The sequence below is a fragment of the Candidatus Babeliales bacterium genome (genome assembly GCA_019749895.1).
Classification (GTDB): domain Bacteria; phylum Babelota; class Babeliae; order Babelales; family RVW-14; genus AaIE-18.
In genome coordinates this window covers 87371-103646 of the sequence record JAIEPG010000005.1, presented here as the reverse complement: position 1 = coordinate 103646, position 16276 = coordinate 87371, and the positions used below count along the sequence as shown (strand labels likewise).

Annotated in this window: 12 protein-coding genes; 10 read left to right on the top strand and 2 right to left on the bottom strand. The window is 41.7% G+C overall.

Features of this window, described 5'->3' with window-relative positions:
• Window positions 1-16: 16 nt before the first annotated feature.
• Window positions 17-1603, top strand: coding sequence for a hypothetical protein (locus tag K2W90_04920; protein ID MBY0353678.1), 1587 nt, complete (start codon window positions 17-19; stop codon window positions 1601-1603).
• The gene (locus K2W90_04915) at window positions 1590-3047 is read left to right on the top strand and encodes a hypothetical protein (GenBank protein MBY0353677.1); all 1458 of its coding nucleotides are present in this window, start codon (window positions 1590-1592) and stop codon (window positions 3045-3047) included. Before K2W90_04920 ends, K2W90_04915 begins: the two co-directional genes overlap by 14 nt.
• Here the strand turns inward: K2W90_04915 and K2W90_04910 are convergent.
• Window positions 2979-4094: a hypothetical protein gene (locus K2W90_04910; GenBank protein ID MBY0353676.1), complete on the bottom strand. Its 1116-nt coding sequence runs from the start codon at window positions 4092-4094 to the stop codon at window positions 2979-2981. The two genes, K2W90_04915 and K2W90_04910, sit on opposite strands and share 69 nt — an antisense overlap.
• Before the next feature lie 97 nt (window positions 4095-4191).
• Here K2W90_04910 and K2W90_04905 point away from each other — a divergent pair, with 97 nt between their 5' ends.
• From K2W90_04905 to K2W90_04870, 8 genes are all read left to right on the top strand, one after another.
• Window positions 4192-5169, top strand: a complete 978-nt coding sequence (locus tag K2W90_04905; GenBank protein MBY0353675.1) for a hypothetical protein — start codon at window positions 4192-4194, stop codon at window positions 5167-5169.
• Between the two features lie 58 nt (window positions 5170-5227).
• Complete coding sequence (locus K2W90_04900) at window positions 5228-6670, top strand: NAD(P)/FAD-dependent oxidoreductase (protein ID MBY0353674.1); 1443 nt, start codon at window positions 5228-5230, stop codon at window positions 6668-6670.
• An 18-nt stretch (window positions 6671-6688) separates the two neighbouring features.
• Window positions 6689-8650: an asparagine synthase (glutamine-hydrolyzing) gene (asnB, locus tag K2W90_04895; GenBank protein MBY0353673.1), complete on the top strand. Its 1962-nt coding sequence runs from the start codon at window positions 6689-6691 to the stop codon at window positions 8648-8650.
• Window positions 8647-9984, top strand: a complete 1338-nt coding sequence (locus tag K2W90_04890; GenBank protein MBY0353672.1) for a glycosyltransferase family 39 protein — start codon at window positions 8647-8649, stop codon at window positions 9982-9984. The genes asnB and K2W90_04890 overlap by 4 nt, the downstream gene beginning before the upstream one ends.
• Entirely contained in the window at window positions 9981-11000 is a 1020-nt protein-coding gene (locus tag K2W90_04885) for an NTP transferase domain-containing protein (protein MBY0353671.1), read from the top strand. The genes K2W90_04890 and K2W90_04885 overlap by 4 nt, the downstream gene beginning before the upstream one ends.
• A complete protein-coding gene (locus K2W90_04880) occupies window positions 10997-12880 on the top strand; it encodes a hypothetical protein (GenBank protein MBY0353670.1) in 1884 nt (627 codons plus the stop codon). The genes K2W90_04885 and K2W90_04880 overlap by 4 nt, the downstream gene beginning before the upstream one ends.
• A 93-nt stretch (window positions 12881-12973) precedes the next feature.
• A complete protein-coding gene (locus K2W90_04875; GenBank protein MBY0353669.1) occupies window positions 12974-13693 on the top strand; it encodes a hypothetical protein in 720 nt (239 codons plus the stop codon).
• Window positions 13694-13788: 95 nt separating this feature from the next.
• Window positions 13789-15021, top strand: coding sequence for an MFS transporter (locus K2W90_04870; GenBank protein ID MBY0353668.1), 1233 nt, complete (start codon window positions 13789-13791; stop codon window positions 15019-15021).
• Here the strand turns inward: K2W90_04870 and K2W90_04865 are convergent.
• Window positions 15018-16067, bottom strand: coding sequence for a hypothetical protein (locus tag K2W90_04865; protein MBY0353667.1), 1050 nt, complete (start codon window positions 16065-16067; stop codon window positions 15018-15020). The two genes, K2W90_04870 and K2W90_04865, sit on opposite strands and share 4 nt — an antisense overlap.
• Window positions 16068-16276: the final 209 nt, after the last annotated feature.

The window sequence follows — 16276 nt, the reverse complement described above, 5'->3', positions numbered from 1 at the left end:
AAACAACGGAGGACCAATGATAGGAATATTAAAAAAAGAAAAAAAATTTCTGACGATTCTTTTTTTGTTTTCGTTTATTGTACGAGCTCTTGTTTTTTGTTGTTATTTGAGCAAAGAGAATCGCTTTTGGCAAGCTGATTCTGCCACGTACCACCAGTTGGCAACCAGCATTGTAGCGGGCAAGGGTGTTGCAAATGCAGATGGCAGGCCAGCTTTTTATCGCGTTCCAGGTTACCCAGTTTTTTTGGCAGTGCACTATGCTCTTTTTGGACAAGAAAAAACCACGGCGCTTTGGTTTCAGGTTTTTATTGCGAGTCTTTTGCCCCTGCTTATTTTTTTACTCAGCCTTGCGCTTTTTCCCAAAATGTTATTGCTAGCGCGTGTGGCTTCGCTTTATAGCGCGGTGCATTTAGGCTTGGTTTTGTATGCCGGCTTTTTTATGACCGAAACATTATTTCTCTTTTTCTTTTTGCTTTTCGTATTATTTTTTTTGCCAGTCAATCACCTCTTTTTTTGCTCGAGCCCTGAAAATGGTTCGTTGCCACCTGAAAAAAATTGGATGAACAAGATTGCGAGCTCATTGTTTTTGCCGCGTCCAGCGTGTACCGGCGCCTCCTTTTTAGAGCTTTACGAAAAGATGTATGGCCAAGATGTTGAAAATATGTACACCATGACGCGTGCTGACAAAAAACTTTTTGAGTGCCGCCAGCACGTGTTTCAGCGCTTGGCATGGGCTGGTTTTTTTTTAGGTGTTGCTTCAATGGTGCGGCCGGTGGGGCATTATCTTTTGCCTCTTTCTATAATCATGATTTTTTTATCGCATGATTACTGGCGCGAAAAATGTGCGAAGAGTCTTTTGTTTGTGATTGCTTGGATTGTGCCTGTTTCATTTTGGCTGTTACGCAATTATATGTTGGTGGGCCATCTTTTTTTACACTCACTGCCCGGAGGCCATTTTTTATATTTTTCTGCGGCGCGTGTGGTTGCGCATGAGCAACATATTTCATATGAGCGTGCGCGCGAAGTGGTACATAAAAAAGTGCGCAAGAAAGAGCATGCTTTTAAAAAGGAATATCACCGAAAACCAAACGAATATGAGCATTGCCAAATGCAGGAAAAGTTAGCGATAAGCTACTTTAAGCAGTATCCGTTGACTTCGCTCAAGTTATGGCTTACTGATATGTTTCGCACTAAATTTTCATTATATTCAGCAGAGCTTTTGTATCTTGAGTCGGGCCGGCCAGAGTTTGATTACTTTGCGCCAGACCGTTCGTTGCTTTCTATGATCAAGCGCTATGTACTTCCAGCGACTGACAAATTATGGTTGCGCGTAGTAATTTTTACAGAAATTTTAACTATGTTGTTTATGCTACTGGGTTTTGTTTTGTTTGTGCTCACGGGAGTTTTTCGGCGCCGCGTTTCAATGGTGTGTGTCACTGGCAGGGTGCTGCCGTTCATGGCCTTTTTTATAGTAATTGCCTTGGCTGGGGGTTATGCGCGCATGCGCTTGCCTATTGAGCCATTTATCATACTTTTTGCGTGGCATTATTGGTTGTATTTTTTTGGTGTTATAACGTCGCACATTTCTCATGAACAGCATTAAACAACATAGTTTTTTTTTAACGATTATTTTTATTCTTTCTTTAGTTATTCGTCTTATTTTTTTTAATACATTTTTACAAGAGAACCCCTGTCAGCTTGCTTTTGATGCTGGGCATTATCATGAGTTAGCGCTTTCGTTGAGCAATGGGCAGGGTATTGTGCACGCTGATGGTGCGCCGCAATTTTATCGTTTGCCGGGGTATTCTTTGTTTTTAGCTTTATGTTATAAACTCTTTGGTCAAAGCTTGTACGCTGTTTTACGTGCGCAAATTGTTCTTGCAAGTTTGCTTCCCATTCTGTTCTTTTTTTTATCGCTCACACTGTTTCCTGGCAATATGTTAGTTGCGCGTGTGGTTGCGTTGGTTGGGGCGGTACACCCCGGCTACCTGATTTTTTCTGGCTTGGTTATGACTGAGACGTTATTTGCTATTTTCTTTACGCTTTTTTTATTGTTTTTTGTCCCTCGATACACCCATCTTCCGTCTACGCCCGCCCTTCGACAGGCTCAGGGAGAACGGGCTACGACCGACAAGACGCCAAAACCCGGTCATCCTGAGCTTGTCGAAGGACGCCGGGCACTCGGGATGAGTGCAGGCCTTGCTTTGGGCCTTGCCTCACTGATTAGACCTGTTGGTCATTTCACGTTATGTGCTTCGATTGTGTTATTTTTCTTTTTGTCACGTGCGCCGCTGGCACACAAAGTGCGAGATGCGTGTGTTTTATTTCTGAGCTGGTTTGCTGTTGTGTTGCCTTGGCTCTGGCGTAACTACGCACTTACCGGGTATCTTTTTTTTCACACGCTTTCGGGCGTTCATTTTTTAAATCATGTTGCCGCGCGCTTGTGCATGGAGCAGCACGATAGTTCTTATCAGCAAGCGCAAGAGATTATTCAAAGCGAGTATGCAGCCGCTTTGCAACTCAAGCGTGCTCAGGCCGGTCGGCCGTTGTTGGATGTTGAAGAATCTGTTGTGGCAGGACAAATTGCGAAAAATTATATGCTCAAAAATCCATGTCATAGCATTGTCCATGCTGTGCGCAATATGGTCAAAACAACTTTTGCGTTATATTCTTCAGAATTGCTGGTGATAGATTCTGGTGGCGTTTTGCCAGCTTATTCGCACAAGCGCAGCGTTTCAGACTTGCTTATGCGTTTTCTTAAGCCGCAGCTTAATAACAAAAAAATTTATGGTGTTATTTATAGCGAAATATTTTTGTTTGCGTTGATGCTGCTGGGTTTTGTTGGCTACGCTTTATTGTGCCTGCTTGGTCGTGTGCCACGCGAACCATTTTTTATAACTATCTGGTTTGGCGGTCTTTTTGTGGGGCTCTCGCTTGCCTGTGGTTATGCGCGCCTGCGCTTGCCGGCAGAACCGTTGTTAATTATTGTTGCCAGTTACTTCTGGTGCTGGTGTTGGTTCAAGATTAAGCATCGGCACTCTGGTTAAGCGCTTATAATCTTTAGGTAATTGTTCAAGTGGGTTGTTGTGTGCATCAAAAACCCGTAACTTTTGTGTCCAGCTGATATTGTCTGGTAAGCGACTAATCTTGTTGTCGCTTACACACAGCCGTTCAAGGTTGTCCAGCTTGTACAAATCATTTGGGAGTTGGGTGAGTTTGTTATTTCTAAATGAAAGCCAGTGTGCGTTTTCTAAGTCGCATATGCTGTCGGGTAGGCTAATGATTTCATTGTTGTCGGCATCAAGACGCCACAAGTTTGTTAAGTTACCAATATTTTTTGGTAGGTGAGTGATGTGATTGTTTCTGATATCAAGTTTTTCAAGTTTTTTTAATTGGCACAGACCTTCAGGCAGGCCGGTGAGTTGGTTATTAGACAAGTTGATGCTGGTTACTTGCTGTGCGCATGAAATACCTTCGGGTATTTTTTTTAAAAGGTTATCACTAAAATCAAAAACTAATGCGGCCGGATCGTCCAAACAAACTTCAATGCCGGAAATATCGTCCAAAAAAAAGCCATTAAGTTCTAGAATTGAATTGTTAATTTCAAGGCGGCGGCCATAAATGTATTCAAAAAGATTCATGCTGAGGGTGACGGGTTTTCCATTTTCGTCCGTATATTTCATGACTGAAGCATCTTTGGTCATTAAAAAATAATGCTTACGCAAAACATCTGATGGTAGGTTGAAGGGCGCTTGTAAGCGCTGTTCAAGTGGTAGGTGTTCCGTTTTATTCAAATGTTGTCGTGCGCAAATATGTGCGGTAACGCCATAGTCCAAATGATGTGCTAGTGCATAGAGCTGCCATAGCTCCAATTCGCTTTCTGCAATCTCTTCTTGTGCTAATTCTCTTACAATATCGTCCGGAAATTCCATAGCGCGTTCTCGTTCAAAATAGTGATTAGTGCACGAAATAAATTTTTGCAGAGTTTCTTGAGGTATTATGTCTAGGGAAAGGGTAACGTTGTCGGGTAGCGAAAGTGCGTGACATGAGCTATTCAGAATAACGGCAACAATAAGTGCTAGTAGTTTCTTCATAATTTTCTCTCCTTGATTTCTCTTTGTTTCTTGACAAGATAATGATAGTCACGTGTTATTAAAAAATCAAAAAAAATTAAAAAGAGAAGGGACGGCGATGGTAGTGCGACGTTTGAAGCTTTTTGTAATGTTTATCTTTGCTGGTATTTCTTTGTGTTCTGCAGAAAGTGCTCATCAGTTTGAAAAAATTCGCCAGCTCATGCGAGCAGCTTCTGTGCAAAAAAATAGTGATGTTGTTTTGATTGCTTTTTCTTACGATCGTCCATTACAATTGCGTGCTTTTTTAGAATCAATTGAAAAGCGTGTTAAAGGGCTTCATCAAACGCATGTTATTTATCGCACCAGTAGCCCTGCGTTTGCCAGTGCCTATCATGAGCTCGAGCAACTGTATCCAGCGATACAATTTATTGAGCAACGTGAGGCTGTGCCAAGTATTAAACCCCATTTACAAAAAATATTAGAAGAATCCCAAGATTCTTATCTCATGTTTGGCGTTGATGACATTGTGGTAACCGAAGAAGTTGATCTACAAGATTGTGTGCGTGCCATGGAAGAGCATGGTGCCTATAGCTTTTACTTGCGACTTGGTAAAAATATTACCCAGTGCTACACCCTGTCAATTCATACAGACTTTCCTAATCCGCCATTACAAGAAGTAGAAAAGGGGATTTTTTCATGGGCTTTTGGCCAAGGTGAGTACGATTGGAATTATCCTAATTCCATGGACATGACTATTTTTAGAAAGAGCGATGTAATTACTGAGCTTTTAACACTTGATTATCTAACACCAAACTATCTTGACGCTGCTTGGTCTCGTCATGTTAATCCTGCTTTTAAGGGGCTTTGTTATGAACATTCAAAAATGGTTAACATTCCTCTTAACTTAGTACAAGAAAATAAAGAGATGCGTAATATGCAATTTTTTTCAACAACTGAACTTTTAGAAGAATTCAACATTGGCTTTAAAATTGATATTGACGATCTGTATAAATTTGACAATAATTCGCCGCATATGCACTACATTCCAAAGTTTGTCTACGACGTTGAGCGGATGAAATTGCCCGTTGCAAAATAGAACTTTTTAAACTATCGTATCTTGAGAGTTTGCAATTATTTGCTAAACAAAAGGACGTATGGTGAGTAGTAAAAAAAATAAAGCACTGATCATTGGTGCTGGGCCGGCAGGCTTGACTGCCGGTATTGAACTTCTTAAAACCGGTAATTTTGAAGCAACCGTTTTAGAGCGCGACAATGTGATTGGTGGGCTTGCGCGTACCACCGAATATCGTGGCTGTCGCTATGACATTGGGCCTCATCATTTTATAACCAGCTCAGAAAAAATTGAAAAATGGTGGAAAGATTTAATGCAGGGTGACTTTCTTGAACACAAGCGCTTTACCCGCATTTATTACAACAATCATTTTTTTAACTACCCGCTTGAGCCGCTTAACGTTCTTGAGGGCTTAAGTTTGTGGGAATGTTTACGTTGCATGCTCAGTTACATTCGCTATCGTCTTTTTCCCATAAAAAAAGTTAGGTCATTTCAAGACTGGGTAACTAATAAATTTGGCTATCATCTTTTCAGTATTTTTTTTAAAACGTACACCGAAAAAGTATGGGGCATTGAATGTTCCGAAATTTCTTCAGACTGGGCAGCTCAACGAATTAGCGGTTTTTCACTTTCTAAAGCCATATTTTTTGCTTTCTTTGGTCGCTTTTACAAAAAAAATAAACCACGAACTATTCGCGATGATTTTTATTATCCATCCAAAGGTGCTGGCACGTTGTGGGAAAAAGCCGCAACGTGGTTACAAAGCTTTGATGGTGGTAGTGTGCATCTTAACCAAGATGTAGTTTCGCTTGAGCATGACGGCAAAAAAATTATTGCCGTACACGCGCAAGACAAGCGTTCAACTAGTGGTGTGCAAACATTAGTGCGTTACGATGCCGATTATTTTTTTTCAACTATGCCGCTCAGAACGCTTATAAAATCGCTCGATCCATTACCGCCAGAAATTATTATTAACGCAGCAAATTCGCTGCAATATCGTGGCTTGATTACCGTAAATTTGATTGTAAATAAAACAGCAATTTGTCCGGACCATTGGCTGTATGTTCATGAGAAAAAAGTAAAAATGGGTCGCATTGGTAATATGAACAATTTTTCTATGGCCATGGTAGACGATCCAAACCATACGGCCTTGAGCTTGGAATATTTTGCTTTTGTTGGAGAAGCATTTTGGTTAAAAACTGAGCAGGAGTTGGTTAACATTGCCAAACTTGAACTTGAAAAAATTGGCTTGCTAAAAGCAGATGAAGTGTTGGACGGAATGGTAATGAAGACGGCCGAGGCATATCCCCTGTACGATGAGCATTATAAAGAACATTTGTCCACTGTTCTTAATTATTTAGGAACTTTTTCTAATCTCGAGCTCATGGGGCGCAATGGTCTGCATCGTTATAACAATATGGACATTGCAATGCTCTCGGCCATTTCTGCTGTTGATAAAGTACTTGAAAAAGAAAAAACTGTTGTGCGGCCTGTTGATGCAACAATCAGATCAAGCGCGCTGTAAAAATGCTAAGAGGTGCGTATGTGCGGTATTGCCGGTTATGGAAAGCTTGGCGAACAAAGCCACACAATTGAGCCATCACTGCTTGTGCGCATGCATGAGGCAATTGCGCATCGCGGGCCCGATGGTGCTGGGGTTTGGATAGATCAGGACCGCGGTATGGGGCTTGCTCACCGTCGGCTTGCCATTGTTGATCTTTCAAGTGCCGGCAATCAGCCCATGCTTGACCCGCAAGAAACCGTGGTCATTACCTTTAACGGCGAAATTTATAATCATCAAGAGCTGCGCAAAGAACTTGAAGCGCTGGGCTACCGTTACCGCTCAAACTCAGATACTGAAACATTGCTCTACGCCTACCAAGCGTGGGGTATTAGTTTTTTGCAACGCATTGACGGTATGTTTGCGTTTGCTTTATTTGATCGCATAAAAAACGAGCTCTACCTCGTGCGCGATCGTATTGGTATAAAGCCGCTCTATTTTTCGTTGCAGGGCGGCATCATCAGTTTTGCATCAGAAATTAAAGCATTATGGCAGTTGCCCTGGAACAAAAAAGTTGTTTCCAATCAGGCGCTTTATCACGCATTAACGTTCATGGTTACACCAGCACCTTACACGTTTTATCAAGATATTTATAAGCTTCCAGCTGCTTATTATCTTAAAGTTGACGCACAACGTGCCGTAACGTTTCATGAGTGGTACTCGCCCATCACCAGTATAACCAAAGCAGAGCGCAAAGAGTTTAATAACGAACAATTTTGTTTAGAAACTATTAAAACATTATTAATTAATTCAACAAAAAAGCGCTTGATGTCCGACGCGCCGTTTGGTGCTTTTTTGTCGGGCGGGCTTGATTCAAGTTTGAACGTTGCGTTGATGTCGCAGTTTGTGCCCAATGTAAAAACCTTTACCGTTGCCTTTGCCGACGGCCCAGAGTCTAACGAACTTGCCTGGGCGCGCCAAGTGGCCAACCAATTTGGTACACAGCACCACGAAGTGGTAATCACGGAAAAAGAGGCGTTCGATTTTTACGAAAAAATGGTCTACCATCTCGACGAGCCGCTGGGTGATTGTGTGTGCATACCTTTTTATTATGTTGCCAAGTTGGCACACGATCATGGTGTTAAAGTGGTTCAGGTGGGCGAGGGGGCAGACGAGCTTTTTTTTGGCTATAGCACGTATGCGCAGTACAAAAAATTATACGACCGTTTGTGGCGGCCATCACAAAAAGTGCTGCCAGCATTTTTGAAAAGAAGTATAAAAACATTTTCTCATGCTGTTTTTGATAAAAATTCTCACTATGCCGAGCTGATGACCAACTGGGCTGGCAACCGCGATCTTTTTTGGGGTGGTGCGCTTGCATTTAATGAGCATCAAAAGCGTACCATGTTACAAAAAAACATGTTCAATGTACCTGCGTTACACCAAGATTGGGTAGTGCGCCAAATTTTAAAAGGTGCGCGCCAAGAGTTTGACAGTTACGCAATTGTTAACTTTCATGCCAACAAGATTAAAAACGTTCGTGGCGCCGACTTTGCCGCACAAATGCTGTATCTCGAGCTTAAGCAGCGCCTGCCTGAGCTGTTGCTCATGCGCGCCGACAAAATGGCCATGGCTACCAGCGTTGAAGCGCGCGAGCCGTACCTCGATTATAAGCTTGTTGAGTTTATGATGCATGTTCCGGCAGCGCTGAAATTTAAAGATGGTGTTACCAAATATCTGCTCAAAAAAATAGCTGAAGAGTATTTACCGCCATCAATTGTGTATCGTAAAAAAGTTGGCTTTGCTGCACCAACAGTGCGTTGGTTTGGTGCAGGGCAGTATTTTCCCAACTATTTTGCCAGCTTGAATGCGCAAACACGTCCATTTTTTTCAGACAGCGTAAAAAATATAAATTCATTATTTAATAACGCTTCTTCAGTGCGCGCCGTGCAGTTGTGGGTGGTGCAAAATGTGTTAGCGTTAACAAAAGGGGAGAGCCAATGAAAATGCGTTTACTGTTAGTTTTTTTTGCCAGTTTTTTTGTTGGTTGTTCCTACCTGCTGTATCAGTACGTGCCGGCTGGTCCGCAAGCCCATCAAGACATTGATTCCAAAGCATACGTGCACCATGCACAGCTTTTTGCACAAGAAAATATTTTAGTAAAAAATAACCATACGCCGTACTATACGCTAGGCTATCCGCTCATTATGGGTTTTATCTACAAGATTTTTGGGCAGTCAACCTTACCCCTGATTGCGTTACAAATTTTACTCTCATTACTTTCTGGCTTCTTACTTTTTGTTGTGGCAGGGCGATTTTTTAATCCAACTATTGCTTTAATTTCTGCCGCGCTTTTTGCGTGCAATATTGGCTATCTAACGTTTTCGCAATTCATTTTGACTGAAATTTGTTTATCTTTTTTCTTATTGCTCTTTTTTGAGCGGTTTACGCTTTTTTTACAAACTGCGCACCAGCGACCCCTGATTCATAGTGGTCTTGCGCTTGGGTTTTCAATGCTTATCAAGCCAGCAGCAGCGTTATATTTTGTAATACCGCTTTCGTTTATCGCTTTTGTTTTGTTTAAAAAACGTGCTAAAACACAAGTAACTATTCATTGTATGAGTCTCTTTATTGTGTGTTTTTGTGCGCCAATAATGTTGCATATGATTCACAACAAATATGCTTTTGGTAACTTTCGCTTGACTGAGCTGAACGAGATTAATCTTTATTTTTGGTTTTATCCCAACGTCCGCGCGCAGCAAAATGGTACCACCGCAGATTATGAACGTGTGATGTTGCAAAAACATGCGCAAAAAGATGGTGGCATGCAAGAAATTAAAAACCAATTCTTTGAAGACGCAAAAGACAATTTTAAACTTTTTGTGTATGTCTGGCTTGCCAACGTAGCCAAGACTTTTTGTGGGCTGTATACAACCAACTTAAAAGTGCTTCTTAACGAAAAAGTGCGTGGTGGCGACATTTCATTTTTCAAAATGAAGGGCTCGTGGTGGCACAAAATAAAAAGCTATATCGTTGCGGGTGCTAACAGCTGGTGGCTGCGTGCTATAGCCTGTTATGAAGCGCTTTGGCAACCCCTGCGTTATCTCTTGTGTCTTGTTGCGCTTATGTTTATTTTTGGTCAAAAACGCTATGTGCTTTTTTATTTTTTCAGTTCCTACCTCGCTTATTTTTCTCTGATTACCGGGCATGATGGCTGCGCGCGCTTTCGTATGATGTTTGAATTTCTCTTGATTATGCTTGCTGCGGCAGGGCTTATGATTGTGTGGATGTATGCAACGCGCAAGCCGGTGCAAAAATCGGCGCGGAGAAAAGTATGACAACGGTCTACGCCGGTATTATGGCAGGCGGTATTGGCACGCGCTTATGGCCGCTGAGCAATAAAAATAGGCCCAAGCAACTCATTCCCTTTTTGCATAATTCATCATTGCTTGATCAAGCAATTGAGCGTGTTATGCCTATTGCTACAACGCCAGAAACCATTTTTGTTGTTACCAGTTGCGAACAAGAACTATTGATTAACAATGCTGTGGGCAACAACATTGGCTTTATAGTGAGTGAACCTGAAGGGCGCAATACCGCACCAGCGCTGTTGCTGGGTTGCTATCGTGTGTTTCAAAAGGATCCAAATGCTGTGATTGTTTTTTTACCAGCAGATCATTTTATTCCGGATGTTCAATCTTTTAGCACAATCGTTAATCAAGCGGTTGCCTACGTTGCTGCGCACAACAAAATTGCCCTGTTTGGGCTTAAGCCGCGCAACGCTGCAACGGGCTACGGGTACATTCAAACAAACCCAAAACGTCACGATGACGTCTGTTTTCCGGTTGCTAAATTTCACGAAAAACCATCGCCTGATGTTGCTCAAGAATATGCGCACCGTGATGGTATGTTGTGGAACATGGGCATTTTTGTTGCCAAGGTATCCACTTTTTTACAAGAATTTACAACATGTGCGCCCTTGCTTGATTTGGCAATGCAAGCTTATTTGAGCGGTGCGTGCGCGTATGCCGATCTTGAAAATATTTCAGTTGATTATGCGGTTATGGAAAAAAGCCACAATACGGTTGTTTTTGCCGCCGATTTAGAATGGTACGACGTTGGCAATGTGTACACGTTTTTGCAGCTTAAAGAAACGTATGCGCATGACAATGTAGCGGTTATTAATGTTGATGCAACGGGCAATATGGCTTTTTCAAAAAAGAAATTTGTTGCCTGTATCGGCGTTGATGATTTATGCATTGTTGAAACCGACGATGCTCTGTTAATTGTTAAAAAAGATAAAGCAGAGTTGGTCAAGCAAGTTTCAGTAAAAATAAATGAGCTGACATTATGAATACAAAACATTGGTATGCGTTGGCAATTTTTATTATCGTTTTTTCTATTGGCGCTTTGCCGGTTGATAAAATTTGGTATCGCGAAGATGATTTGGGCCAAATTATTAATGGGCTCATATTTTCCAAAGAAGATGCGTTGCGCGTTATAAAAGCAGATGAGCGTGAGTTTATTGTGCCCATGAACTATCGTCGCTCTAAGCCAAACTTTATTTCAGGTTTTTTGCGTCCGTTAAAGCATTTTTTTTTTACCGTGGTCTATGCGCTCTGTGGGCTTGAAGCAAAAGCGTATTATCTTTTACATGTTATCTTTCATGCGCTGAATGCTGTCTTGTTATTTTATCTTTTTTCGCAATGGCTTTCGGTGTGGCTTTCGCTATTGGGCGGGCTTATGTTTGGGCTGTATCCCGACATTTCGTGGCTTGTTTGGCTTGCAACATTTCATAACTCGCTTGCAACCTTTTTTCTTTTGCTTTCAGGACTCTTATTTTGTTTTTTTTGGCAACGGCATGGCAGTTGGTGGTACTATTTTTTTTCAGGCTTTAGTTTTTTGCTTTCGCTACTGGCGCGCGAAAATGGGATCTTTTTTCCATTGTGGTTGTTTTTTGGCATGTTTTTGTATGCTCTTGAGCAGCGAACGTGCTGGCAGTCGGTCCTTTATGCAGTCCGTATGACCTGGATTTTTTTTGTTGTACACATGATTTACGTTGTCTGGCGGTTGTGGGCTTTTGGCATTACAACCCTTGAGCGAACGTTGAATAATTTTTTAATCAGGCTCCCTTTTCTGGCCGCGTTGGTGCAAAAAAAAATTGTTGCCGTAGCACCTATTTTGCCAAACTCAGCAGCAGCAACTGTTGGAGTAGTACCAACGCAGCCAGTTTTTTTAGCAGCGTCATGGTACGAACCATTTTTGGTAAAGCTTGATTATTTTTTTACCAAATTTTTCGCCTGGAGTAGCTGCATTTTTATGTTTGATTATACCAAGCACTTCTTGCTTATTTCGCTGTGGTTCTTGCTTATACTGTTTTGTTCGCTTGCTTATAAAAATCATAAAAAGCTCTTGTTATTTTTTATCGTTGGTTTTTGGTGTTTTGCCTGGCAGGGTGTTATGGCCTACCCCTGTGCCCGCTATTTAGAAACGGCCTACCCGTTAGTAGTAACATTGGTGGTGGTGGGAATTCCGCTGCTTAATGCTCGCAAGTTTATGTATGGGCAGTACGGCGTATTGTTGGTAAGTTTTTTTATCTTGGTTTCAATTGGTAGGGGTGCGTTATTAAATATGCACGATTTGCGCATTGCCGGGCAGCAGACCTATCAACTCAAAAAGCGCTACGAACCATTTTTTTTAAACAACAAGCTCGATCCCAAGGCTCAGTATATTTTTTTTAGTTCGCCGTTTGTCTCAGACATTCAAAGCATTGTACATTATTTTTTAAATGATCTGACTGTTAACGTTGCCTTTGAGCTTTTTTCTAGTTTGGCTGAAAAGGGTGTTTTTGGCTGCGATCGTGATTATAAGATTGTTGGTGTTTCATATCGCGTGTTGCCAATACCTGGTGGCTTTCGTTTAATTTCTGATGATCCGCAACATTGTGCCTGGTGGATGCAGTTTTCTAACCATCCGTTGCAGTGGAATGCGCGTGATTTTGGTTATGAGTGGCGGAGTGAGCCATATCTGGAGGGTGAGTGGTACCAATGTTCAATGGGCTCTTTTATGATTAATCAGCGCATTGACGGTCGTTTTATTACTGATATTTCCTTTGTCTTTGACAAAAAGTGGCTAACAAAAAATACAGTTTTTGTGGTGTGGGATACCCAAAAAGGAGGATATACAATTCTTAAGGCCGATCATCTGCAACCCGAAACAACACAGGTCATTTAAGCAATATATTTATTTTTGCCAGCATTTTTTTATACAATAAACCACTGGGGAAGGTTAAGGGAGTGCAAAAAAATGCTCAAAAAGGAGTGTGTTATGAAAAAGCTTGATGATTTTATGGATACAATCGATCGTCGAGTTGATCGAAAAATGGGACCATTTTTTAGATTCTTTAGGTCTTATTTCATTTATTTTAGTACGGCAATTTTGGCAATTTTGTTACTTACTTTTTTAGGCAAATTGTACTATAACCAGCCGTATTTCGTTTCTTCAGTGATTACCGGCAATCTTAAAAACATTGAATCGATATTGCACGATATCGACCAACGTTGCAATATTGTGAGTATTCACGGTGATCATGCGATTGTTGACTTTTTGACGACCAAAAGTTTTGAAGGTTCAATTATTGGTGGACTTAATCTGGCGTATCCAAAAAAATGGCGCGGGCCTTATGCAAGCCGCAATCCAAGTATTAGCGGTCGTTTCTTTGAGGTAATTAAAACCCAGGAAGGTTACTTTGTTGTTCCTGGTCATGGTGTTAAGTTGCCTAATGGCTTGGTGGTTGGTAAAGATTTTACTATTACGCCAAAAACATCAATGAAAAAAATGCTTGCGGTTAATGGTCATTTAAATTATCGAGGCATTAAGCTTGCTATCCCATTGACCTTTAAAGTTGGAGATTGGGATTCTCCGGTTAAAATTGATGAGCAAACGCTCAAGCGCACCAACAAATATCTTAAAGAATTTAACGATGCAATGCCGTTTGCCAAAAACGAAACAAAATATTTCACCAAAAATAATATTGAGCGCTTATAACAAACGCTTACAATTTGTTCGAACAGGCCCTTCCTTTTGTACCGTTCTGGCGTGAAAGGAAGGGAATATTTTTAGGGGTTTTCAAAGGGGATTTCATGAACCGTAAAATAATGCAGTATGCGCCATTTTTGTCCGCCGCGTTTCTCGACTATCTTAACATTGTGGTATCACTGGTGGTGTTTCCTGTTTTGTTAGCAGACTCTCACTATAAGCTTTTGTCAGAACAAACAACGCAGGCTTATGGTACGCTCTTTGTTGGTTTTGTACTGACAGCTTATTATGCCGGCCAATTTTTTATGTCACCGCTTTGGGGGCAAATTTCAGATTCGTACGGTCGGCGTTTTACGATGATAATAACGCTTACTGGTGCTACGGTAAGTTTGTTTCTAACCGCACTGGCAATACATTATGCTAGTGTTTGGTTGCTCTTTGCCAGCCGTTTTTGTGCCGGTCTTTTTGCTGCAAACGTTGCTATTGCGCAGTCGTTTATGGCTGATGTGAGTGATGATACTAATGCTGACAAAGTGAGCAACATGAGCATGGTGGAAATTGCCGTTGCCTGCGGTTTTATTGGTGGCGGCTTGTTAGGTGGTCAATATACCAATGCCTTGCTGGGTGTTGCTCATGATTTGGCAATACCATTCTTAATTTTGGGCGGCCTGACAGTACTTAACTTGCTTTTTGTTGCTTACCAGCTATTTCGTGATCGTTCAAAAAAAACGGTTAAAAGAAAGAAATTTTTTATAACGTTTGGCCATCTTGGCCAAATGTTTCATTATCCACAATTGCGCAGTATTTTTGCAGCAGCGAGCTTGTTTATTTTTGGTTGGACGTTTAGTACGCAATTTTTTTCAACCTATTTGCTCAAAGTTTTTAATTACGGCGCTTCACAAATTGGTACTATGTTTGTGTATGCTGGTGTGATGTATTTATTGCTTCAGCTCCTGCTGGTGCGTCCACTTTCGCGCATTGCAGCACCGCGCACTATTGTTCTGTCGGCATTGCCGCTGCTTGCTTTTTTAAGCTTGGCAGTTTTTATGCCGCCAACAACCATCGGGCTTTATATTTTTATTGTTTTGTACATTGGCTGTATCGCCTCAATTTTGCCCAACATGATGGCCATTATTTCCAACTCAGTTGATGATGACAAGCAAGGAAAAGGTATTGCTATGATCTGGGCAATGCAGGCGCTGGTTACTGTTTTGGGAACTTTTTTTGGTGGTTTTTTGGCAATGTTTAACCCCGCATTGCCGGTGGGCGTTGCTGGGTTTATGATCTTTTCCAGCTGGTTGCTGTATTTGAGTGCAGCTAAGAAAAAGCGTCGTTAAGCGTGAAAACGCAAATAACCGCGCAATAAATAGTTAATCAAACCAATCATAAGTTTATCGGGGAGTTTGGCTGATTCAGCTCGTGGGTCTTTGTAGGCAAGGTAGCACTCGCCAAGCATGTCTACGTATGGTGCTGCCGTGTAGCAAAATTCAAGCACGCCTTCGGGCACGCCTGCAATGTTGCGCCACAATTTGGCGCCATCGCTGTTTTTGCTGCATGGCAAGAAGGCACTCAACACTTGATTGAGTACTATTTTGTCGATAGAAAAAGCTGCGCCAAACGATGCCTTAAGAGCATCAAGAGCTTCAGCATTTTCCTGATAACTTTTTGCCATTGAGCGCATAAATTTAAAGAGTGTGTTGACTGAAAGGGCAGCAATGCCACCAGCTGCCAAAATAAGATTTTCTTTTGATTTGTTATTTTCAAGTTTTTGTAAGAGCTCTTGGTATGCTGGCGAGTTAACAAAAGCCTCTTTGAAGGTGCCAAATTTTTCAGCAGAAATAGTTTCAAGCGTCTCGTTGTTTTTTAAGCAATCTTGTAAATATTCAACAAACAAAAGTTTATCGGTCATTTGAGTTGAAAGGCGATAGATAGTGAGTCCTTCAAGCGGGCTTAAGCCATCGAGCGTGAAATGATCGGTTGCAAAAAGAGGATCGTCCAACTTGCTGTTATCATTACCGCCCATGTGAATATTGATTGGGTCGTTGTTGATATAGTTGGCAACGGCCGCGTGACCAAGCTCATGAATGAGCGTCATTAAGAAATACGAAGAATATTCTCCGGCAAAGTTGAATGCGAGGTTTTTTGGCGAGAACTGTTCTTTGAGCCGCTCTTGCGTGTGCTTTGGGGCGGTAAAATAGTACAGTTGCAAGAAGGCAAGGGCAACAAGGCCTTTGAGTACTGGTCCAACCGGGACCATTTTTTCGTCATCAGAAACCACTGGGGCCGAATCAGTTGCTGGAGTGGCAGCGTGTGCATAAAAAGAGGTGCTCAGTGCGCACACAAGTGTCAGAGAAAGAGAACGAAACGCGGTGTTAAATTTCATAGTGCCCACAACCCAGCGGTAAGAATTTTGCTTAATCTATCATGTTTTTCCGTGCAACCAGCATACCGAAGGGGCACTTTTTTGTCAAAAAGGGGCGTGGTTGAGGGCTCGAAAGGCCTGGTTTTAAAAACTTGTCCTGCTCGAAAATAACGATCTGTTTGATGTTTTTGGCAAATCGTGTAAAATATGCAATAGGATTGCAGATTGTA